We start from the raw sequence: 22,247 nt of genomic DNA on the forward strand, positions 1-22,247 counted from the left end.
TTTTCTCTTAACGGTTTGGGTTGTAGTTCGGGGCCTCGAGGATGCCCTGGACGTCATGTGGGTGGGACTCACGCAAACCAGCGCCAGTAATCTGCACAAACTTAGCCTTGTGCAAATCTGCAATAGTGGCTGCGCCCGTGTAGCCCATAGCGGCACGCAACCCACCGACATGCTGGTGCAACAGAGCCTCAACTGACCCTCGGAAAGGAACGCGACCCTCAATGCCTTCCGGCACCAACTTCTCTTCAGACTTCACATCCGCCTGGAAGTAACGATCCTTCGAGTAGGAGCGCTTCTCTCCAGTCAGGCCACGCCCCTGCATTGCTCCCATCGAACCCATACCCCGATAGCGCTTGTACTGCTTACCGTTAATGGTCACGGTCTCGCCAGGGGTTTCCTCGGAACCTGCCAGCATGGACCCCAGCATCACGGTGGAGGCTCCGGCGGCTAGCGCTTTGGCGATATCACCGGAGAATTGCATGCCTCCATCGGCGATGATGGGCACGCCAGCCTTGCTAGCTGCAGCTGCAGCCTCCATGATGGCAGTAATCTGTGGGGCACCCACACCGGCGACGACGCGGGTGGTGCAAATGGACCCCGGACCAATGCCCACCTTGATGGCATCAGCTCCCGCTTCAACCATTGCTTGGGCAGCACCTCGGGTGGCCAAGTTGCCACCAATGACATCCACGCGGTCACCGAATTCTTTCTTCACGCGGGCTACCATGTCCAGCACCCCGGTGTTATGAGCGTGGGCCGTATCTACGACGAGGGCATCGACGCCGGCGTCAACAAGAGCGCCAGCACGCTTCCATGCATCGTCACCTGTACCGATGCCTGCGGCCACTAACAGCCGACCAGAGGAATCTTTGGCTGCATCCGGGTACTGTTCCCGCTTCGCGAAGTCTTTCACCGTGATTAGACCGGTCAACTTGCCGGCTCCATCAACAATCGGCAGTTTTTCAACCTTGTGCTCGCTCAGCAGGCGCAGAGCAGCGTCGGCGGAAACTCCCTCCTGGGCAACGATGAGAGGCATCTTGGTCATTACGTCGCCAGCCTTGCGGCTGAAGTCTTCCTCGAAGCGCATATCACGGTTAGTGATGATGCCAACCAACAGTCCCTCTTCGTCCACCACTGGCAAGCCAGAAATGCGGTAGCGGGCGCAGAGATCATCCACTTCCTGAATGGTCATCTCCGGAGTGGCGGTCACGGGATCGGTCACCATGCCGGCTTCAGAGCGCTTCACAATTTCAGCCTGCTGTGCTTGATCCTCGATGGATAAGTTGCGATGGAGCACACCAATGCCACCCTGACGTGCCATTGCCACGGCCATGCGAGCCTCAGTCACAGTATCCATTGCGGCGGAGGCGATTGGGATGTTCAGCTCGATGTTACGAGTCAGCTTCGTGGAGGTGTTCACCTCAGAGGGGATGACATCTGATGCATCGGGGAGCAAAAGCACGTCATCAAAAGTCAGTCCCACGAGGGAGACCTTGTTCGGATCGTCACCGCCGGTGGATACAGGCTGCTGGTTGGTCACGCCGTTTCCTTCCTTGTACCTAGGAATGCCTATGCCTAATTCATCTAACAATAGCGCGCAGTGCTTGGATTATCCTCCCTGGGGTCAGCAGCAAGGTAATATGTGTGCTGTGAATTACGGGAATCATGATCTGCCGCCGGATCCGTTTGCTGATGATCCCAACGATCCGGCGTCGTTTTTGGAACCAGAGGAGGAATTCCCACTACTGTCCGATGAAGAGCTTTTGGATCTCAAATCGGATTTAGCGAATGTGAAGGATTTCCGCCGCCTCCTGGAGCCACGAGGGATTCGCGGTATTTCGATGTTGTGTAATGATTGCGATGAGGTTCACTACTACGACTGGGACATCATCGAGTCCAACATCGCTATGTTGATCAATCACCAGATCGTGCCCGTTCATGAACCCGGAGCTAAACCCAATCCGGACGAATACGTCACATGGGATTATTGCTTAGGCTATGCAGATGCGATGGACTATGCCTTCAATGGAGCGCGGCCACGCTTTCTTTGGGATCGGTGAGCCCAACCCAATCTCCTTCGGCGCTTGTCGTTACCCCATCGCTTCTCAGGCGGCACATCATCACCAGCGCGGCCACTGTCACCAGCGCGGCTTAGCACCCCGAGTGATAAGTGACATCCACGCCCATTCCCGCACCCGCTCCATGCTCGGCGGAATCCCAGCAGACCCCTGTCGCGCCGCTCTGGCTAACGAGTATCGGTGATGCTGAGCATTTCTCTATTACGCGCGCCGGGCATCACTACAGTGTTGACCTTTGGAGAATCAATCTCCGGTGGAGAGGTTTTCGTTGGAGAGGTCTCCACCCCACCAACTGCTGGTTCCTCAATTACACGCACATTTCCACCGGTAACCGGAACGTCGCTGACGGTAGGTTGCTCGGTCGGAACCGCAGTGTCTGTCGGTTGCTGAGCTGTGTCAGACGGAATTGGCGCAGCCTCGCCGGTGGTTGATTCCAATGGAGTTGTCGCCTCTGTTGGCTGAGGAGTCTCAGACTCCGACTCCGCGGGGCGTTCACTTTCCTCAAGCGCACCTCCTGGCTTGGTGCTCGTGCTGTCACCTGTGGTCGACGTTTTCGAGCTGCCACGCTGCGACTCACTCGAACCAGTCTGATCGTTCTCAGTATGCACGGTGACGTTTTTGTTCGGCAGCGGCAACGGGATACTGCCCTTATACGCGGCATAGCCGAGGCCACCGACGGCTAAAGCTGCTGCAACACCGCTAGCGATAAGCATTGTGGTGATGGAGACTCCGCCTGCGGCAACAGAGTTGCGGCCGAACTTGAGGTAGCGTCGCGGCACGAGTGTGGTTATGCTGGCGCCTCTTGCCTGGGTCGCTGGAGTGGCGGTATCACTCGATCCATCCTGTTCAAGCAGATCAGCGAGTACCGGCGGTTCTGGCATATTCGCATCTGCTTCAGCGCGGGCAGAAGACAACAGAGCATAGAGTGGATGAGCTTCGCTATCAACGTACTCACCCCGCCCAATCGCGTCTAGAACGCGATCCTCCGCCAGCAGTTCGGAAAAGTCTCCGAAATCCTGGGAGCTGTTGCTCTTAGTCATGGTGTGTGGGTTGTCTTTCTTGAGTCCCTGCGGATGTGTGCAGGGAAATGCTGGGATTGTCCTTGAGGTGGGACTTCAGCTTAGCCAGTGCGCGGAACTGTGCCACGCGGACGGCGCCGGCTGTCGTACCTAAAATTTGTGCAGTTTCTTCGGCCGAATAGCCTCCAAAAACTCGGAGGGTGATGATCTCTTTAGCCTTCTCACTTAGTACATCGAGAAGTTGTACTACCTCGTTACAGGAATCGAGCATCAACATTGCAGATTCGGGGGTATCGCCCTGAGCTTCTTCATCCGGCATGGCGTCCGTCGGCTGCGCGAGATCCCTGGAGTGCATACGCCGTGCGTCCACGATTTTATGAGCGGCAACGCGGTACACGAAGGCCATAAATGGCAGGCCTTTGTCCTGATAAGTCGGCATGGCTTTTGCTACTGCAAGGCAGACTTCTTGGGCTATGTCATCCGCGGTGGGATATCTGTTGGAATCCACACGCGCACGGCAATAGCGCACGACCTGCGGATGTATGAGGTTAATCAGCTCCTGCAGTGCCTGTGGATCACCTTTGACGGCATCTGGCACAACAGCCTGAATGGCTGAAGTGATGTCGTCTGTCGATGTCATGTTCTCGCACTTCTTGCTCGGGTGATCTATCACATAACCCCATATGAAACTAGCACAGTTAGCCAGTGACCCCTCACTCTATCGTCCATAAAAACCATTCTTAGGGTAATCATCCTGAATAAGAGGAATAGGGGGCCGTCAGTGAAAATCGTCTCTTTTTCCCCCTTAAGAGGGGAACGTGACAAACGTCTTCACAGTGTTCACGTGACGTTCAATTTCCCCATGTTCGCAGGTGAACACAACTTCACCCTTTCCCGTTTCCGCACTTTTCACCTCCTGTCACCTCCGCTGCACCCCCTCTTTACCTCGCGTTCACTTCAAACAGTGACGCTTCTTTCTAGCAGGGTGCGTATCCGTAATCCGCACTCCTGACTCAAGGCGCGGTCACAGCACCACGCACAACCGACGACCAAAAACACTCCTACGCACCACAACACATCGAGAACACCCCTAAAGAACTACGTCCATAACGATCACTGCAGATTCAACGTCATCCAAGGAGATATTGTTCATGCCTCAGCTACGCGAGCTCCCGAACCCGACCAATGCTGTGTGGGAATGGCAGCTTCATGGCTCGTGCCGAGGTACCGACTCTTCTGTGTTTTTCCACCCCGATGGTGAACGCGGGCGAGCTCGTGCCATGCGTGAGCATCGCGCCAAGGCTATCTGTGCGCAATGCCCGGTTCTGCAATCCTGCAGAGCTCATGCACTGAGCGTTGGCGAGCCCTATGGCATCTGGGGCGGTATGTCCGAGTCCGAGCGCGAGGCTATCCTCCGACCCTCTGCCCGTAGCCGCCAGCGTCGGCTCTCGGCCTAGTGTAGTTCTTCCGCCCTGTCAGCTTGTTCCTGTGAGTTTTATCGACGCCACCAGTTCCCAGTAACAACCACCACACCCTAGCTGCCAGCAGTGCTTCAGCACCGTGGCCACAGCCCCCAGCAAGCACTGAGTCCCCGCAGCCAGACGACAGATTCACAAACTGATGGTCGCGGCTATGCGGGGACACGTGCCTCTCACATGAACTGTCCCTCGATAGACCGCCGCGATTACCCGCGACGACTAGAGAGTTCCGCCACGCGATGTGCCCACAAAGTAGGCACGGAACTACGGAACTAGTGCGCGTGGCCGTGATGATGATGGCCGGCAACTGCTGGGGCTGCTGGCTTTTCTGGCTTCTCCACCACGGCAGTCTCGGTAGTGAGAACCATGCGAGACACAGAGGTGGCATTCACTACTGCAGAGTGAGTGACCTTAACCGGATCGATAATTCCTTGGCTGAGCAGATCGCCATATTCTAGGGTCGCGGCGTTGAAACCGGATCCATTAGGCTGCTCAGCGATGTGTGCCACAACTACAGCACCATCGAGACCGGCGTTATCGGCAATCCAGTAGGCCGGGCGGCGCAGAGCACGCGCCAAGGCGCGCAAACCGATCGCTTCATCTCCCTCGGTTGCGGTAGCCATTTCGTCGATCTTGGACGCAATCTGAACCAGAACAGAGCCACCGCCAGCAATGACACCTTCCTGAGCAGCCGCGCGTGCTGCATTGATTGCGTCCTCGATACGTAGCTTGCGCTCATTAACCTCGGTCTCGGTAGCGCCACCTGCGCGGATAACCGCAACGCCGCCGGACAACTTAGCCAAGCGCTCCTCAAGCTTTTCCCGATCCCACGTGGAATCAGTGCGCTCAATTTCAGCACGAATTTGGCTACGGCGTTCCTCAACCGCTTCAGTCGTGCCACCGCCGTCAACGATGACGGTCTCTTCCTTCGTCACGGTGATCCGTCGGGCAGAACCAAACTGCGCCAACTTGAACTCAGAAAGGCTCTCGCCCAATTCCTTGTCCACGACGGTGCCGCCAGTGACCACAGCGAGGTCATCCATGAAGGCCTTGCGACGGTCACCAAAGTACGGAGCCTTCACGGCAACGACCTTCAGGGACTTACGGATAGCATTGAGCACCAGCATCTGCAGCGGCTCACCCTCCACGTCCTCAGCAACGATCAACACCTGCTTGCCAGACTGAGCAATCTGCTCCAGTACAGGCAGGAACTCAGGCAGGGAGGAAATCTTGTCGCGAACGAGGAGAACAAGGGCATTCTCCAACTCGGCGTGGCCGGTATCAGGGTTAGTCACAAAGTATGGTGACAGGAAGCCTTTATCGAAAGACACGCCCTCCGTAACGATGGACTCATCCTCGATTGACTGAGATTCCTCAACGGTGACCACGCCATCCTTGCCAACCTTGTCGAAAGCATCAGCCACCATGTCACCAATCCCCTTATCACGGGAGGATACAGTGGCGACATTGGCGATAGCTGCGGAATCCGCAACTGGCTGAGCTACTTCCTGGAGAAGTTCGATGACTCGCTCGGTACCCTTCTCAATACCTCGATTGACCGCAATAGGGTTCGCACCAGCTGCAACCGTGCGCAGCCCTTCGTTAATCAGAGCTTGCGCCAATAGGGTTGCGGTGGTGGTGCCATCACCAGCGATATCGTTGGTCTTGATGGCAACGGACTTCACCAACTGAGCACCAAGATTCTCGAAAGGATCTTCGAGGTCGATGTCCCGAGCGATAGTCACGCCGTCGTTGGTGACTGTTGGGCCACCGAAAGCCTTGTCCAGAACGACGTTACGGCCGCGCGGGCCAAGGGTCACCTTCACCGCGTCAGCCAGTGCGTCGACACCACTCTGCAGGCCCTGGCGAGCCTCCTGGTCGAATGCAATGAGCTTTGACATGCAGGAACCCCCGCCTTACTTCTCGATAACAGCCAGGATGTCGCGCTGGCTCAGCAGCAGGTACTCCTCGCCGTTGTACTTCAGCTCAGTTCCACCGTACTTGGAGAACACGACAGTGTCGCCTTCCTTCACATCCATTGGGATACGCTCCTCACCGGAAACACGGCCTGGCCCCACGGCGATGACGGTTGCTTCCTGTGGCTTTTCCTTTGCGGAATCTGGAATAACCAGACCGGAAGCGGTGGTGGTCTCTGCCTCAACAATCTGTACGAGGACGCGATCCTCGAGCGGCTTGATGTTCACGTTAGCCACGATGAATACCTCCGTGTATTCGTAATGTGTTCGAATCTTTTTCGATTGTGCCGGTTGGTTCTCCGTGCACAGCCGTCGTCGCGGGTGAACAACTGTGTGTCAAACAACCTACTGGCACTCTACCCTCGCGAGTGCTAACCCTCAACACACATCATCACTACTTTGAGTCTTGTTCGCTCAAGGCGAAATCGTCCCCGGGGATCAACGCGAAAAGAGCCCACTCCCAACCCGCGAAAGCACCCATCACATACCCCACAGACAGCCCCTCACGGCACCCGCTATCGAGTGCCGTCCAAGCTATTGAATAACAGGAATCTCAACTTCAAGTGAGGGGTCAGTATCTGTGTCTAAACCAGACGGGTGGGCACCTGCAGCAATGACCTGCGCTGCCAACGCGGCAATCATCACCCCGTTATCAGTACACAGTGAAAACTGCGGAATGTGAAGAACAATCCCCGCTGATCGACACCGCTGAGCCAACAACTCCCTCAAACGGGAATTGGCAGACACCCCACCACCCAACAACATCGTTCCAGCGCCCACATCCTTGGCGGCGCGCACAGCCTTCGCAGTTAAAACATCGCACACGGCCTCCTGGAAAGATGCGCACACATCCTCCACAGGAATGCTCTTGCCCTCGCGCTCCGCCTGTTCGACATAACGAGCCACGGCAGTTTTCACACCCGAAAAACTAAAGTCATAGCGGGAATCCTGCTGACGCATCATGGCGCGAGGAAACGCCACCGCTTTCGCATTTCCTCTCATAGCTAACTTATCAATCACTGGCCCGCCCGGATAGCCTAATCCTAGTAATCGCGCCACCTTGTCATAGGCTTCACCTGCAGCATCATCCAACGTGCTACCTAATTCCTCCATAGGCTTACCTACTCCACGGATATGCAAAATCTGGGTGTGCCCGCCGGATACCAGCAGAGCGATCGCATTATTCAACCCCTCTCCCTGAGCAGTCGTACCGCCCAGTCCCTCACCAGCTTCGTCCAACAGGTCCACCGCCACATGGCCGCCCAAATGATTCATCCCATAAAACGGCACCTGCCATGCCGCAGCATAGGCCTTGGCAGCGGCAGCCCCCACCAGCAAAGCCCCAGCTAGTCCTGGCCCCACTGTTGCGGCAACAGCATCCGGTTTCTCGTTCGATACGGTCGCCACCCCTCTACTCACCTTATCGGCGCGGAGATCACGAAGCGCTTGACGCATAGTCGGTCCCATAGCCTCCAAATGCGCCCGGCTGGCTATCTCCGGAACCACGCCACCAAAACGGGCATGTTCCTGCATCGACGATGCCACCCGGTTACTGATCATGCGCATGGAAACCTCTCCAGTTTCGCCCCGGGTCATTTCCACAACCCCCACACCGGTTTCATCGCACGAACTCTCCACACCTAGGATGACCATGGTGTTCTTATCCCTATTTGTGTCACAAGGCTGCGTCGGCGCATTCAGAGAATCATCCACACATCCCGCAGAGTTTTCTGCCTCCTCGTCATAACCATATGACGGACGCATCATCACCAACGCATCAGCACCCGATGGCTGGTAGTAATTCTTGCGCACGCTAATCGGTTCAAATCCGTAGCGACGGTACAAACCCACTGCAGCGGCGTTGTCAGTGCGCACTTCGAGAAACACCTTGCCCCCAACCTTGTCAACAGCCCGCATAGCAGCAACCATCAGCAGATGCGACAACCCCACACCCTGGTAGTTACGGTCTATCGCAACAGTGTGAATCTCCCACTCCGGATCCACGTCAGGACCCACCTTTGCCAACCCCAGATAACCAATTAGCTCCTCGCCACATTTCACGCCGAAATACCGAGTGTTCATTGCAGAAAGCTCGGAGCGGATGAGGTCCAGAGACCACGGCGAATCTTGCGCAAAAAGGTCACGCTCAATGCTCTCCATCGCCACCGCATCCGCCTGACCTAGCTCAACGGTCCGAATATTCTCGCCCTCGGCGCTCTGTACTCCCTCTGTCTTCTGTATTTTGTCGACGTCAGCTACCCCCTCAGCACCGGTTGTCCCCTCTAAACCAGCCATCTTTTCTGCCCTAACCACTGTCTCTGAGCCAGTTGTTCCCTCACCAGCGGTTGTGCCCTGCGTATCAACCATCCCTTCTATGCCGCGGGCAAGCGCCGTGAAGTCCAATGCTGACGACACCCGCTGAGCTTTCGGTTCCACAGCGTCAGGACGGCGTAAGTACAAAGCCCGCAAGGGCTCACTCGGAGTCAACAAACCCCGAACCGACGCGTTGCTGACGCCCCCCGCCTTCAACAACGCGGCAAGAACCAGGGAACGTGGAGTAGGACGACCATCCAGAGACAGCATCCTATGAGCCTTATCTACCAATAACTCATGCTGAGCCAAGGCCTTAGCAACAACAATTGAACTGGAACCTGGCTGCTGTTCCAGAATGTCATCGGGCTTACTCACGAAAGGACCTGCAAGGGTTCGAAGTGTGGCGTTGGTGGACAACAACGGCGCCGACAATTCATAACGAGCGCCAAACCACTCCCGGCGCCGCGCATCGGTAAGAATAAGTAACTCACCGGTTCGCATCGAATCATTGACTGACACAGAATCCCACACATCCACCGCAATCGCAGCGAGGGATTCCACCCCATGCACAGGAATAGACAAGGCATCGGCAAACGCCTGAGCTGTAGCCATCCCCACCCGCAGACCAGTGAAAGGTCCTGGACCAGTACCAACGATCACAGCAGAAAGATCCGCTGGTTCAAGCCCCGCCTCAGCCAAACACTCCACGATGTTCGGAGTAAGCAGCTCCATATGACCGCGGGGGTTATCCACGCAACGCTGCGCACGAGTCACCAATTCTTGCGGGCGCCCCTCGGGGATTTCCACGATGCCGGAAACAACGTAAGAGGTGGAAGAATCAACGGTCAAAATGTGCATGAGAAAATTCTAACGCTCGTACCTTAAACTTAAGACATGTCATCACGCCAAAATTTCATCACACAGTTCTTTTCACGCATCCGCAACAAAGTCCTCACCTATACCCAGGTTTATTATCCCGGTCTAGCTGGAAAAGTCGTTCAATCACTCACCAGCGGTAGTTCTACAAAAACCACGGATGGAAAGAAAAACACGTCAACAGCTCTAGTTAAGCAAGAACCTCTGCCACGCTACGCCCCCAAAGGCAACGGGCGCACCAACGGCATCATTGCTGCTCAAGCTGCCGCTGCTCCACTTCCTCGTTGAGGAAGAAGAACAGCTAGCAGAATCTTAAGGGCGCGGTACAAGATAACGACCGGCTCCCGGAACTGCTTCGAGTTCTATTGGCAAAGTGGCCATGAGGTCGCCGTCGGCATAACAATTCATCTTCGGCATCTCAATCCGCACATGCTTGGCACGATACATGCTAATGCCATCACCAGGCGTTAGCGTTCCCTTCAGAATATGGCTGAAACGTGGCAAAGCCTGCAACCGCCCAATGTCTTCCATAATTGTCAGATCGAGCAACCCATCATGATGGTTAGCCCGAGGACAGATCTTCATGCCGCCCCCATAGGTGCGCGTATTCCCTATACTGCAAAGAATGATCGGATCATTCAACTCAATCTCGTGATCCAACACAATGCGAGTCGGAGTTGCTTTCCAATTCAGAACTTCTGCGAATATCGCTACACTATAGCGGCTTTTTCCTTTGGGCCAAGTCAGCGCATTACTTCGATCAGTAACTAAAGAATCAAACCCAGCACAGCTGATGGTTCCAAACCAACGTGATCCGGAAGGTTCGCTAGCCTCATTGGTCTCATACTCAGTAATGAGACCTAGATCCGTCGTCGTCCAGAAACCGTCCGCGATGATCTCTGCAGCGCGCACTGGATCTCCCGTAGGGATATTGTATTCGCGAGCATGGTCATTGCCAGTACCAGCAGGAATGATGCCCAATGGCATATCAGTGTGAGCTTGTGCTTGGAGTGCTAAATTGATAAGCCCATCTCCTCCAGCAACTACCAGTGCATCAATACGCTCATCTACTACAGCTGCTTCGGCCAGCTGAAGAGAAGATTCAGCACTAGCTCCTTGTAGAGAAACTACGTCAATTCCCAACTCGGAAAAACGCTGCCGTGCCTTCTGTGCAGCATGAACAGCCTCACCTTTTCCAGCGGCCGGGTTGGTAATCATCGCAACTCGCCTAATTTCGGTTGTTCCTACCTGGAAATTACCTTGATTTTCCACAGTCATTGCTTCATTCTCGCTTCTCTTAATTGGGAAGAATCTCACTCCCTTTTAGTCGTTTCTCAAACTATGAGGCATGCTTGTTCCACGGTCAAAAGTTTTACCCGGGTTAAGAATGCCTGCAGGATCCAACCTTTGTTTAACCGCTTGAAGGATGTCGATACCCAGTACCTCAATCTCTTTATCCATCCATGGCAGGTGATCAGTTCCCACGGCATGATGGTGCGTGATAGTGCCACCATGTAGCGTCATGGCTTCCGTCGCAGCAGACTTTGCAGCACGCCATTTTCTTGCAGTTTGTTGCGGATCATCAGATGCACCAGCAACGATTGTGAAGTACAGAGAACAGCCAGTGGCATACACATGACTAACATGGCACATAATCAAGGCTGCAGACTCATCGACGAGTTCTTTGGCAATCGCTGCTGACACAGCTTTTTTCAAACGAGGAACATTGGACCAGTCAGTTGCAGTCTCCAAGGTCTCGCACAACGCTCCAGCATCCATGAGCGAATCGCGCAAAACGGGCGCTCCAAAGCGCCCCTTCTCCCATTGCCGCGCCGGCTCCTCACCCACAGAGCGACCACCATTAGCAAGCATTAAAGCGCGAGTTTCAGCATGTGCGCGGTCAGCATGCTCTTTTGTGCCTTCAAACATTGTGATGGCTAAGCATCCCTTGTTTTCCTCTGCATCGGATTCGCCGATTTTATCCGTACTCGTCAAATTCACCGACGACTCAATCTCATCCGATAAACGTAGAACAGTTGGACCAGAACCAGCTTGTTCAACGGCACGTAGTGCCGCTACTCCCTTGTCGAAAGACGCAAAGGTAAAAGCTTCATATTGTTTATCCTCAGGGATCGGATGTACCCGCACACGCACTCGAGTAATAACGCCGAAGAGTCCCTCAGATCCGAGAAAAATCTCCTTGATGGAAGGGCCAGCTGCAGTTGCGGGACTGGAGTGGCCCGGGCGAATAATGCCAACGGGAGTCACCACAGTTAGCTCACGCACCATCTCGTCAAACCGGCCATAACCCGCAGAATTCTGGCCACTGGAGCGCGTCGCAGCAAAACCTCCAATGGTGGCGTATGGGAAGGACTGCGGAAAATGACCCAATTGCAAACCATGCTCCGCTAACTTCATCTCTGCATGCGGTCCAGATAGTCCTGCCCCCAGAGTGGCTAATCCTGACACTTCATCAACGTCTTCAAGGGCGTCAAAACGGACAAGATCTAGACTGATCACAGCACGGTGGCCTCCGGGAAGAGGAGTGATACCGCCAACCACGGAAGTTCCACCACCAAAAGGAACCACAGCAATTCTCTCATGAGAGCAGTAATGGAGAATCTCGAGTATTTCTTCTTCCGTACCTGGAGCAACGACTAAATCCGGAGCAGTAACCTCATCATCCATACGCCAATCCAATAGATCCAGATAGCTCTTGCCACGAGCCCTTGGACGGCGCTGTTCATCATCGACAGCGATGTACTGCGAGCCAACAATCGCTCCTATTGTGGCAACATCAGTCTCCGTTGCATTACTAGCGGCCAAAAGTGGCTTCGATGAAGGGGTCGGCTTCGTCGCCCCTAACATTTTCGACAGCATCTTCTGGATAGACGGCGACAGCTCTTTGGCCTCGTCTTCAGTTCCCCATTTGTTATAAGCCATCGGAGGCAAAGGAAGATTAGTCATGAACCATACATTACGGGAATCACAGCAAAGAACTCTGTATTTATGACTCATTAGGGATTAACTTTATGTATATGAATACCACCAAAGAATTCACCCCCGAGAACACTATACTGTCTCCAGATTACCGCTCTGGCCTCCTCAAACGCCTCAACTCTAAATCTAGTTATGATCTCGTCATAGTCGGAGCTGGCGTCACTGGATCTGGCGTAGCTTTAGATGCAGCTAGTCGTGGGCTCAAGGTTCTCCTTGTCGACGCAGTTGATCTTGCTTTCGGAACTTCCCGTTGGTCCTCAAAATTAGCTCACGGGGGTTTACGTTACCTTGCCAGCGGAAACGTAGGCATAGCCCAACGCAGCGCAGTCGAGCGTGGAATTCTGATGGAACATACAGCCCCACACCTAACACGCGCATTGCCACAAGTTGTTGCAGTCCAAAATTACAATCCGCTATCTCTCATCCCACGCGCAGGATTTATTGCCGGCGATCTTCTCCGCAAGGCTGCTGGTACATCAGCGAAAACCCTCCCCCGGTCTCGCACCATCTCTGCGCACAAAGTACGTCAATTCTGTCCCTCAGTCGCGGATCATATCAAGTTTGGTTTTGTAAACTACGATGGGCAACTCATTGATGATGCCCGCCTAGTCACCGCGTTAGCTCGCACCGCCGCTGGTTATGGAGCCGATATCCTTACCCACGCTCGTGCTGATGTATCTAGAGGTCGAGACGACGAGGGTATGAAGTCTGTGACGATCACTCTTGACAAAGGACTTCCGGAAAAAGCCACCGTCCCTGGTGGAACCATTCAGGTCAAAGCTGCTGGTGTCATTAATGCAACTGGAGTATGGGCAGGTGGTCTAGAGAAAGAAGTGACTGTCACCCCTAGCCGCGGCACTCACGTAGTTGTCGATTCCAAAAAACTTGGTAACCCAACTGGGGCGCTGACAGTTGCCGTGCCAGGTTCGATTAATCGGTTTTGCTTCATTCTTCCCGTTCAATTGGGACGCTGCTATATCGGACTCACTGACGAAAAAGCTGATCTTGAAGATGTGCCACACGCACCTGAAGAAGATATTCGTTGGATATTGAATGTTGTAAACCGAGCTCTGAGAGTATCCCTTACCAACGACGATGTGCTAGCAGCGTTTGCCGGTCTACGACCGCTTGTTCAGATACGAAACAACAACGCTCAAGGAGAGAACGGTCCCACTGCAGATCTATCTCGCGAGCATCTCATCCTCAATAACGATGGGCTGATAACAGTAACGGGTGGCAAGCTTACCGAGTACCGTCTCATGGCCGAACAAACCGTGGATGAAGCCTTACGCGACGCGAAGATTCGCGCAAAAATAAGGGACGTTGCGGCACCATGTAGCACCAAAAAAATCCCTCTCGTGGGTGCTTCCCTGGCAGTTTCACCAGGAATCTGTCAGAAGATGGCCGCAAACCGTGCGCATACGTTCGCCTCCATGCCGCATTCAATGATCCAGCGTTACGGAGACGAAGCCATCAATGTGCTCCACGCATGTAGTATTCCCGACGGAGATAAGACAATAGGCAATCTCGACATCACCCGCGCTGAGCTGGCCTACACGGTCACACATGAAGGTGCTGTGACTATCGACGACATTCTAGACCGTCGCACCCGAATCGGCCTAGTTCCTGGTGACCGCGAAGAAGCAGAATCGACCGCCCAAGAAGCGTTGAAAGCAGTCGGACTTTAGATATGCCCCTACCCAGGAAGGCTTACACCCAGCGCCACCTGATCACGCGCGTCTCATCGTCAGGATGATCTTCACCGGTAGCGCGAAGGATCTCCACATCGAGTACCTTGTCGGACAGAGATTCGACCACTCCCCGTCCCCACTCTGCGACAAGCACTGCAGCGTCCACGTCCGCATCCAAATCCAATGACTCCAACGCATCGAGGACTATGTGTGGATCCACGTGTTTTCCTGGCTCGATTGTATCCGCAACCTCTTCACCGAGGAGACGGTAGGCATCCATATGGAGCAATCCGGGCTGACCCGGCGCGCCTGGTTTGTGACTGCGCACGATGGTGAACGTTGGAGACTGCACGCGCCCCTTCACACCGAGACCTTCGGCTAGGCCTTGTGTCAAAGTGGTTTTCCCCGCACCGAGCGGACCAGTCAGAGAGATGACCGTTCCCGCGCCCACCTGCTCACCAATGTGACGGCCGATAGCTCGCATCGATTCAGCGGTCGGCGCGTTAGTCTGGCCTGGCGTCGCCAAATCCACGGGGAGATCCGTAGAATCCGTCAACCCATCCTTGACTGCATCTCTCACAGGCAGGAAACGCCGTGCGACTCGACAGCGAGGCATGGTGAGGATTTCATAAGGAATGGTCTCTGCCTTCGCACTGAATTCGTCCAAACTGGTGCCGCCCTCACCAAAAATCACTGCCCAGTCACCCGGCTGAACGGTGTGCTCGGCGGCTCGCGGATCAGCGGAATCATCAAGCGATATCACAATCTGGTCCATGCATACGCGACCAATCTGCGGGTACGCGACGCCATCAATCGTGACCTCAAATTTCCCCGACATACTGCGTGGAAGACCATCAGCATAGCCCAGCGCCACCACGGCGGTGCGGGTGTCCTTCTGCGCGCGCCACAGATGTCCATAGCTCACGCCTTCCCCCGCCGGAACCACCCGGGTTGTCAGAACGCGGGCACGGAGAGTCATTGCTGTTCGCAGACCCACTGAGCCTTGAGTTTCCATCGGGTCTACACCATAGATGCCCACGCCCGGGCGCACCATCTGGTGATGCAAATCCGGCCGCGACACCGTCGCCGGAGTATTGGCAATGTGATTGATGGGGACTTCCATTCCCAATGAACGGCATAATTCAATAGCGCGGGCGAAACGTCGATTCTGGAGATCCGTCACTTCCCGCGCGTCGTCACTATCAGCGCTAGCAAGGTGTGTCATCAAACCGGTGACGCGGATTTTCCCCTCCCTCTCTGCCGCCGCAATCAACCTCGCAGTCTCTTCCCATTCTCGTGGCCCGACGCCACTTCTGCTCAACCCTGAATCGAACATGAGAGTGACGCTGGGAACGCAACCGCCGCTAGATTCCCAATCTTCCGCGGCACGCAGGCAAGCTTCAGTATGAGCAAGGGATGGCAACCCGAGGGTGATGTTGTGGTCAAAAACTCCGAACAGTTCTTCGCCTGGAAACCACATCCAGGCGGTCACGGGTGCATCGAATCCAGCAGCCCGAATCCGCATGGCTTCATCAATAGTCGCTACTCCCAGTTGAGTGGCGCCAGCGCTAAGAATGGTCTCAACAACCTGCCGCATGCCGTGGTTGTAGGCATCCGCTTTTACCACAGCCATCAGCTCTGCAGCGGAAACCATGGCTTTAAGGGTTCGGGTATTGTGCGCAATGGCGTCGAGGTCAATAACCATTTCCGCCAGGGTGTGTTCCTGCGGCTTGTGGCACGCAGAGCTCTCCTCGGGGGCATCCGTTGTTACTGATATCGACGGTTGGTGATTGCTCATAGAGACAGGTTAGCCTCACGGTCACGAACGTGGGCGAACCTACTCCACGGTCACGGATTTGGCCAGGTTACGCGGCTTATCAATATCGTCATTTCCACATTCGCGCGCAATATCCGCCGCAAGGAACTGCAGTGGAATGGTGGACAGGATTGGTTGAACCAGAGTGGAGGTCTGCGGGATTTCCAGCAGATAGTTTGCGAATGGCCTCACAGCCTCATCCCCTGCTTCAGCAACAACGATGGTTTTAGCACCACGAGCACGAATCTCTTGGATATTGGAGACGATCTTGGAGTGAAGGACGGGGCGCCCGTGAGGGCTTGGCACGACAACGACTACCGGTAGGTCGTCCTCAATAAGGGCGATCGGCCCGTGCTTAAGCTCACCAGCGGCAAATCCCTCCGCATGGATGTACGCCAGCTCTTTTAGCTTCAGTGCTCCCTCACAGGCAACGGGGTATCCCACATGTCGTCCTAGGAAGAGCATGGTGCGCACTGCTCCCAGTTCATGAGCTAAGTCAAGAATCTGTTGGCGAAGCTCCAGAGTTTTTTCTATCTTCTCCGGCAGTGCTTCGAGTTCGTCAAAGATGGTGGCGATCTCGTCGGAGTACTTAGTGCCACGTGCCTGGGCTAAAGCCAAACCAACTACGTAGTTTGCAGCTACTTGGGCGAGGAACGCCTTGGTTGATGCCACTCCAATTTCTGGGCCGGCATGTGTATACAAAACGGCATCCGATTCGCGGGGAATTTGGGAGCCGTTGGTATTGCATACAGCAAGAACCCGCGCTCCTTGAGACTTTGCGTGACGAACAGCTTCAAGGGTGTCGGCGGTTTCTCCGGATTGAGAAACCGCAACCACGAGTGTCTGACGATCCAGCACTGGATCACGGTAGCGGAATTCAGAGGCCACTTCGATTTCCACAGGAACCCGCACCCAGTGTTCGATGGCATACTTGGCTAACAAACCAGAGTGATAGGCCGATCCACAGGCTACGACGAAAACTTTCTCTACTTGACGCAGGTCCTCATCGGATAGGCGCTGTTCATCAAGCACCACTCGCCCGTCAACGAAGTGACCTGCAAGTGTATCGCGCACAGCCGCTGGTTGTTCGTAAATCTCCTTCATCATGAAGGAATCGAAACCATCCTTTTGCGCGGCTTCAAGATCCCAGTCGATGGTGAAAGGTTTACCTTCAACCTCATTACCTTGAAAGTCGTAGATTCTGTATTCCTCTGGGGTGATAACTACAGCGTTATCCTGCCCCAATTCGACGGCATTCTTGGTGCGATCAATGAATGCAGCAACATCCGAACCGATGAAGTTTTCACCGTCACCCACGCCGACAATCAATGGGGTTGAGCGACGGCCCGCAACGATGCGGTCGGGAGCGTCAACGTGGGTGAACAATACGGTGAAAGCACCTTCGAGACGAGCCAAAACGCTCAGGGCAGAAGCTTCGAAATCTCCTTTGGTAGCTCCTTCGTTGTAGGCCAAAGCCAGCAGATGGGCTGCTACTTCAGAATCGGTCTCTGAAACGAGCTCTATTCCCTGGCTCTCGATTTCGGCGCGTAGGGTCGCGAAATTCTCAATGATGCCGTTGTGGACGATGGCTGCTTTACCATCGAAAGAAATGTGGGGGTGCGCGTTCGTATCGTTAGGACGCCCGTGGGTTGCCCACCGGGTATGGCCAATGCAGGTCGTGCCGCTAAAGTTCTCGCGACCGACTTCATCGATGCGCTCAAGAAGGTTGGTGAGCTTGCCTTCCTTCTTTTCCAGGTGGATCTTCCCCGGTTCTACGACGGCGATTCCTGCCGAATCATAGCCACGGTATTCCATGCGTTCGAGAGCGTCCAGGCCGATCTGGAGCGCATCGGCATTCCCTACGTAACCAACGATTGCACACATACGGGAAACGATACACGGCGATAAGACGAGCGCGGGGAGTCATGTCCGGCGGGACGGCGCTTTATTTATAGTTTTCTGAAGGGGTCAAAGCTCCGCGTTTCACATCAGCTTCGACTACCCGCCGTGAACTCCCGTATTCTATTGCTCTGGCTTTGATGGCACAGTGAGGTCTGTTGAGCTGGTATTCTGCTGCGCCGCAAATGCGTGCGGTACTCATTTTTCAGTTCTTGTCCAGGTTTCGCTTACCGAATCAGGGGCATCCCCCTGCACCGAGTTCGTTGCTTCCGATAGGCTTAGTCATCGTGGCAGACAAATTAAAGAACCTTGTTCCTGCACTCGGTAAGCGTGGCCCTCACCGAGTGCTCACCGGCGACCTTTCTTTCGCGGGTATCCCCGGCCGTATCTACGTGCCTGCCGAAGGTAAGGGCATCCCTGGCCTCGCCTTTGGTCACGATTGGCGAGTAGGTGTGGATGGTTATCATGCAACTCTCCGTCACTTGGCGAGTTGGGGAATCGCCGTTGCAGCACCGGACACTGAAAAGGGATTCGTGCCGAATCATCGGGGTTTCGCCGCAGATCTGGAAACCGCTCTGCAGATCTTGGCTGGGGTTCGCCTAGGAAATGGAAACGTTACCGTCCAGCCAAATAATCTGTTTTTAGCTGGACATGGCATGGGTGCTGCTGCGGCGGTACTGGCAGCGACTGGCCGTACCGCACGTGAGAATTCCAAGCACCCAAGCGATGCTGCCCCTCTATCCGGTGTGATTGCTATTTATCCTTCGGATGCTTCCCCTAGCCCTTATGAAGCCGCAAAACACGTAGATTCCCCAGGCATGGTTCTCGCTGCCGGCTCACTGAGTAGTATCCCATCCGGAAACCCGGAGCGCTTGGCCGCATACTGGAAAGGTGACGTGGTTTACCGCAGGTTGGATAAGGCAAGTTCGGCAGGTTTCCACGAGAAATTGGCACGCAAGATGTTGATTGGTCAGGGAACTCCTGAATTTGCCAACCAGGAAACAGCTCGCGCACTGATGACCGGATTTGTTTTGGCTGAAGATGACAAAAAGTACAAGTCTTTCCGCGAACCAACTGAGCCATTGAAACACACGAAGGCCACCTCTCAAATGCAGTTGTACCGCGAGTTGCCCGAGAATGCTGACACAGTGGATAGTCTGCGCAAACTCATCAAGTAGTCACTACACGCTTCTGCTTCCTTTCGGGGTGTCCAAAGACCTGGTTTTCACTGACCGCGGCTCAGCCACTCGTCGCATCAGGCACTTGGTGGAACATCCCGAAACGTGCTTTGAAATGGGTGCGATTCCCCGCCTCTATTCATTGAAAATCCCCAGTCCCCCTCTCCTGTCCTGGCCATGGTAGTAACGAGGAGGGACTCGACTCTCAGCTGATTCCTGAGACCCTTTCTCTAGGGTTTCGTTTTTTCTAAACTCATCGGTGTTATTCGTTCCCAAGTGGCGTAGTTTTTCGGTTTGTTTCTCTATCTCTCGTTCAAATTCTCCTACTATTTTCTCTACATGAGTGAGATAATTGTCTAGAATCATCTGATATTTGTGTTTATTCACCATTGACCACTCCTCAACAGTTCGTACTGGACATCGCTAGACGCTGCGACACTGGTCGTTCCACTGTTATCTCTCACGTATTGTCCAGTTGGGTATTGTCCAGTCGGGCCATCCGCGTTGGTGTCAGCCGAACTATTCAGACCGCTCACCCAAATGTCGGGACTCCAATGTGGATCAGCACTACCAGGAGCCGCCTCTAGCCTCCCGGGTGCTGCTTCGGGATCCACGGGCGATATCGGAGTGTTAGATTCACTTCTTCCTGCGACTAGTTCCCCGTCTGCACCAGGCGCTGGATCCACACCAGATTCTTCCTCAAGCGCCGGATTTTCCTCTAGGGTTGTTACTTGTTCTGGGGTGGGATTTTGTGTTGTTGCTGAGTTTGGGTCCAGGTTTTCTGCCGAGGAAGCTACCGGCTTATCTACCGCACCCACGGGCACCGATGGATGGCTGCTCTTATCAAATCCCGCATAACGGGGCGGCTCGGAATTTTCAGATACCTGGATCTTTTCAGCGGGCTCTGTGGAAGACTTCATATCCTGAGTTTCTTCCCCTGATATGTCTTTTTCCTTAGCTTTCTTCTCTGAACTTTCTTGTTCCGAGGTGCATTTCTCTTCGCATTTTTGCTCCGATGCATCCGCTTTCTGATTTTCCGCCTCCGGTGAGCATGCTTCCCGCTCTCCTGCTTCCGATACACAAGGTGCCTCAACCTCGGTCTCAGGAGGACATACTTTCTGAAGATTATCTTCAGCCTCATCTCTACCTAGCTTGTGTCCGTCGCAGGGCGTCGGTTCAGACGGGCAGTGTTCACCATTGGATTCGGGCGGACACAGAGATTCATTTACTGCTCCGGCAAACTGATCCCACAAATGAGCAGCTTTGCCGAGCCCCTGCTGCACACCTGCATGGATCTGGCCCATACCCGTCTGAATGTGATGTTGAATGTCTTGAGAAGTAGAAACCGACGGTATGTCCTGGGTGGTGGGTACTTGCGGTGGACAGTTTTGCGCTGGAATAAGACTCGAAAGCTCCGCTGATCCCGCCCCTATCAGAGAAGAAACCAGCCCGCTCTGTGGCAAACGCTGATCACCACAATTATGGGAGGCTCCAGCCAGACCTTCCAGCGGAGAAGTCTGTAGGCTCTGTGCCGGTTGAATAGGCGCCATGACATTGACAGATGGAATGCGTTCCTTGGCACCTTCCATCCCGGAACTAGGTGGAACAGTTACCGTTGACATGGTGGTATTCGGCGCAGCTGCAGAGGGTGCCTCTTCGATAGACCGTTTTTCCTCATGCTGCTCCGGCCCATCAGTTTCGCACAACCTCTGCACTGCGGAGCCTGCAGCCTCCGTATCACAGCGTTTCGGTGCTGCAGACTCTGCCTCATCTGTTTTCCCCTGACAGACAGCTGCTGCAGAATTCCCTGGCTGAGCCGCTTTTTGATGATCATCTATAAGGGCATCCATGCACCCCTCAAGAGACGCATTTCGCCGTTGTAGAATGCCAAGAATCACGCTCACGGCTTTATGCAAGATCGGTTCAATAACCACCATTGGGCCCGCGCCATCACCTAGAGCCCCTCGTATTAGTCTCACGAATTTGCACGTCGTTGAGACAATCTTTTCCACATGAGCGACACAGGAACCGTCCATCGCCTCCATGCAATGCACCGCATGATCAGTGGATTGTCTGCTCTGCTCCACCGTGCGCTCATGTTCAGATTGCTCTCGAGCCGCAGCATCAATTGCAGCAGAAGGTTGACCGTCACCCACTCCCTCAAGAAAATCACCCGTCATCAAAACACCAGATACAAAGGAACCAGCCGCCCCCAACACCTCTAACAGCCCTTTAACGACGCTGGCTCCCCCAGCACCCGCAACTGCCGGCAAGGCACGCTGTAGCTCTCCAGAATGTACAGCAGGTACCAGATGTCTGCGGATGGCCTGTAAATCCATGCCTTCTGTGAAGTGCGCAAGTCCTCGCAACGCACCAACGACAACGCCTACTCTTTCCAGTTCATCAATGGCCGTGTTAAGCCTTAGTTGGTTGCTCACTGATTACCCCCACCATTGAACGACACAGCATTGCCCTCGTCAGCCGTACGGACAGCTTCGATTAATTCTGCTCCAGACGCTGCAGCTTGTTGCAATCTGCGGGCATGGGCGACCCTGACATCATGTGCTCTGTTCACTAACTGCAGCAGTTGATTTCCCTTTATCTGCAGACCATTCCCAAACGCAGACAATGGCACTTGAGGTTTCAACGCTTGTAATTGTTCCTCCCACTGACTCTGCTCTGTCTGCAACTTATGCGCTCCGTGCAAAGCCTGCTCTGGTTCGGTAGTCAGCACCATGAGAATCCCCCCTTTTCGAATCATCTGCCCCATAAGACTCCAGAGTCTGAGAAATGGTTCACTCAGAAAACGCCACCCCAAAATATTGACCACCCGAACTGCCGGCCACCCCAAAAAAGACGACGCGAACTTCCAACCATCCCACACTGCACACGGCAGTTTTCCAGGGATAGATGGTGGCAAGTT

At 54.4% G+C, this 22,247-nt stretch carries 17 protein-coding genes; 5 read left to right on the top strand and 12 right to left on the bottom strand.

Annotated features, from left to right (window positions below):
* Positions 1-7: 7 nt before the first annotated feature.
* Complete coding sequence (gene guaB / locus GP473_RS07570) at positions 8-1,540, bottom strand: IMP dehydrogenase (RefSeq protein WP_185770284.1); 1,533 nt, start codon at positions 1,538-1,540, stop codon at positions 8-10.
* A 100-nt stretch (positions 1,541-1,640) separates the two neighbouring features.
* On the opposite strand from guaB, the gene GP473_RS07575 reads away from it, so the two are divergent.
* Positions 1,641-2,060 carry a DUF5319 domain-containing protein gene (locus tag GP473_RS07575; RefSeq protein ID WP_185770763.1) on the top strand — a complete coding sequence of 140 codons (420 nt, stop codon included), beginning with the start codon at positions 1,641-1,643 and terminating at the stop codon, positions 2,058-2,060.
* A gap of 185 nt (positions 2,061-2,245) precedes the next feature.
* Here the strand turns inward: GP473_RS07575 and GP473_RS07580 are convergent, their stop codons facing one another.
* Positions 2,246-3,118 carry a hypothetical protein gene (locus tag GP473_RS07580; RefSeq protein WP_186276799.1) on the bottom strand — a complete coding sequence of 291 codons (873 nt, stop codon included), beginning with the start codon at positions 3,116-3,118 and terminating at the stop codon, positions 2,246-2,248.
* Positions 3,111-3,737, bottom strand: coding sequence for a sigma-70 family RNA polymerase sigma factor (locus GP473_RS07585; protein WP_185770286.1), 627 nt, complete (start codon positions 3,735-3,737; stop codon positions 3,111-3,113). Before GP473_RS07585 ends, GP473_RS07580 begins: the two co-directional genes overlap by 8 nt.
* Before the next feature lie 511 nt (positions 3,738-4,248).
* On the opposite strand from GP473_RS07585, the gene GP473_RS07590 reads away from it, so the two are divergent.
* Positions 4,249-4,554: a WhiB family transcriptional regulator gene (locus tag GP473_RS07590; protein WP_185770287.1), complete on the top strand. Its 306-nt coding sequence runs from the start codon at positions 4,249-4,251 to the stop codon at positions 4,552-4,554.
* A gap of 293 nt (positions 4,555-4,847) precedes the next feature.
* Here the strand turns inward: GP473_RS07590 and groL are convergent, their stop codons facing one another.
* From groL to tsaD, 3 genes are all read right to left on the bottom strand, one after another.
* Positions 4,848-6,476 (bottom strand): chaperonin GroEL, encoded by a 1,629-nt coding sequence (groL, locus tag GP473_RS07595; RefSeq protein ID WP_186276800.1) that lies wholly within the window; start codon positions 6,474-6,476, stop codon positions 4,848-4,850.
* 15 nt (positions 6,477-6,491) lie between these two features.
* Entirely contained in the window at positions 6,492-6,788 is a 297-nt protein-coding gene (gene groES, locus GP473_RS07600) for a co-chaperone GroES (protein ID WP_185770289.1), read from the bottom strand.
* A 297-nt stretch (positions 6,789-7,085) separates the two neighbouring features.
* Positions 7,086-9,722, bottom strand: a complete 2,637-nt coding sequence (tsaD, locus tag GP473_RS07605; protein WP_186276801.1) for a tRNA (adenosine(37)-N6)-threonylcarbamoyltransferase complex transferase subunit TsaD — start codon at positions 9,720-9,722, stop codon at positions 7,086-7,088.
* Between the two features lie 36 nt (positions 9,723-9,758).
* Between tsaD and GP473_RS07610 the strand changes: the two genes are divergently transcribed.
* Entirely contained in the window at positions 9,759-10,028 is a 270-nt protein-coding gene (locus GP473_RS07610) for a hypothetical protein (RefSeq protein WP_185770291.1), read from the top strand.
* A 24-nt stretch (positions 10,029-10,052) separates the two neighbouring features.
* Here the strand turns inward: GP473_RS07610 and GP473_RS07615 are convergent, their stop codons facing one another.
* The gene (locus GP473_RS07615) at positions 10,053-11,018 is read right to left on the bottom strand and encodes a diacylglycerol kinase (RefSeq protein ID WP_185770292.1); all 966 of its coding nucleotides are present in this window, start codon (positions 11,016-11,018) and stop codon (positions 10,053-10,055) included.
* 45 nt (positions 11,019-11,063) lie between these two features.
* The gene (locus GP473_RS07620; RefSeq protein ID WP_246394754.1) at positions 11,064-12,707 is read right to left on the bottom strand and encodes an FAD-binding oxidoreductase; all 1,644 of its coding nucleotides are present in this window, start codon (positions 12,705-12,707) and stop codon (positions 11,064-11,066) included.
* A 65-nt stretch (positions 12,708-12,772) separates the two neighbouring features.
* Here GP473_RS07620 and GP473_RS07625 point away from each other — a divergent pair, with 65 nt between their 5' ends.
* A complete protein-coding gene (locus GP473_RS07625; RefSeq protein ID WP_186276802.1) occupies positions 12,773-14,428 on the top strand; it encodes a glycerol-3-phosphate dehydrogenase/oxidase in 1,656 nt (551 codons plus the stop codon).
* Positions 14,429-14,450: 22 nt separating this feature from the next.
* Here GP473_RS07625 and alr read toward each other — a convergent pair whose 3' ends face one another.
* Both alr and glmS read right to left on the bottom strand, forming a co-directional pair.
* Entirely contained in the window at positions 14,451-16,229 is a 1,779-nt protein-coding gene (gene alr, locus GP473_RS07630; RefSeq protein ID WP_246394755.1) for an alanine racemase, read from the bottom strand.
* 39 nt (positions 16,230-16,268) lie between these two features.
* Positions 16,269-18,131 (bottom strand): glutamine--fructose-6-phosphate transaminase (isomerizing), encoded by a 1,863-nt coding sequence (gene glmS, locus GP473_RS07635; RefSeq protein ID WP_185770294.1) that lies wholly within the window; start codon positions 18,129-18,131, stop codon positions 16,269-16,271.
* Between the two features lie 302 nt (positions 18,132-18,433).
* Here glmS and GP473_RS07640 point away from each other — a divergent pair, with 302 nt between their 5' ends.
* Complete coding sequence (locus GP473_RS07640; RefSeq protein WP_186276803.1) at positions 18,434-19,324, top strand: dienelactone hydrolase family protein; 891 nt, start codon at positions 18,434-18,436, stop codon at positions 19,322-19,324.
* Positions 19,325-19,707: 383 nt separating this feature from the next.
* On the opposite strand, the gene GP473_RS07645 is transcribed toward GP473_RS07640, so the two are convergent.
* Positions 19,708-21,762, bottom strand: a complete 2,055-nt coding sequence (locus GP473_RS07645) for a hypothetical protein (protein WP_186276804.1) — start codon at positions 21,760-21,762, stop codon at positions 19,708-19,710.
* Complete coding sequence (locus GP473_RS07650) at positions 21,759-22,061, bottom strand: hypothetical protein (protein WP_185770298.1); 303 nt, start codon at positions 22,059-22,061, stop codon at positions 21,759-21,761. The genes GP473_RS07645 and GP473_RS07650 overlap by 4 nt, the downstream gene beginning before the upstream one ends.
* Positions 22,062-22,247: the final 186 nt, after the last annotated feature.

Source organism: Corynebacterium anserum, from assembly GCF_014262665.1.
Classification (GTDB): domain Bacteria; phylum Actinomycetota; class Actinomycetes; order Mycobacteriales; family Mycobacteriaceae; genus Corynebacterium; species Corynebacterium anserum.

What these genes read in the sequence shown, in the direction of transcription:
- GP473_RS07575 (WP_185770763.1), top strand. Translation starts at nt 1,641, where the DNA reads ATGTGTGCTGTGAATTACGGGAATCATGATCTGCCGCCGGATCCGTTT.
- GP473_RS07580 (WP_186276799.1), bottom strand. Translation starts at nt 3,118, where the DNA reads ATGACTAAGAGCAACAGCTCCCAGGATTTCGGAGACTTTTCCGAACTG.
- GP473_RS07585 (WP_185770286.1), bottom strand. Translation starts at nt 3,737, where the DNA reads ATGACATCGACAGACGACATCACTTCAGCCATTCAGGCTGTTGTGCCA.
- GP473_RS07590 (WP_185770287.1), top strand. Translation starts at nt 4,249, where the DNA reads ATGCCTCAGCTACGCGAGCTCCCGAACCCGACCAATGCTGTGTGGGAA.
- groL (WP_186276800.1), bottom strand. Translation starts at nt 6,476, where the DNA reads ATGTCAAAGCTCATTGCATTCGACCAGGAGGCTCGCCAGGGCCTGCAG.
- tsaD (WP_186276801.1), bottom strand. Translation starts at nt 9,722, where the DNA reads ATGCACATTTTGACCGTTGATTCTTCCACCTCTTACGTTGTTTCCGGC.
- GP473_RS07610 (WP_185770291.1), top strand. Translation starts at nt 9,759, where the DNA reads ATGTCATCACGCCAAAATTTCATCACACAGTTCTTTTCACGCATCCGC.
- GP473_RS07615 (WP_185770292.1), bottom strand. Translation starts at nt 11,018, where the DNA reads ATGACTGTGGAAAATCAAGGTAATTTCCAGGTAGGAACAACCGAAATT.
- GP473_RS07620 (WP_246394754.1), bottom strand. Translation starts at nt 12,707, where the DNA reads ATGACTAATCTTCCTTTGCCTCCGATGGCTTATAACAAATGGGGAACT.
- GP473_RS07625 (WP_186276802.1), top strand. Translation starts at nt 12,773, where the DNA reads ATGTATATGAATACCACCAAAGAATTCACCCCCGAGAACACTATACTG.
- alr (WP_246394755.1), bottom strand. Translation starts at nt 16,229, where the DNA reads ATGAGCAATCACCAACCGTCGATATCAGTAACAACGGATGCCCCCGAG.
- glmS (WP_185770294.1), bottom strand. Translation starts at nt 18,131, where the DNA reads ATGTGTGCAATCGTTGGTTACGTAGGGAATGCCGATGCGCTCCAGATC.
- GP473_RS07650 (WP_185770298.1), bottom strand. Translation starts at nt 22,061, where the DNA reads ATGGTGCTGACTACCGAACCAGAGCAGGCTTTGCACGGAGCGCATAAG.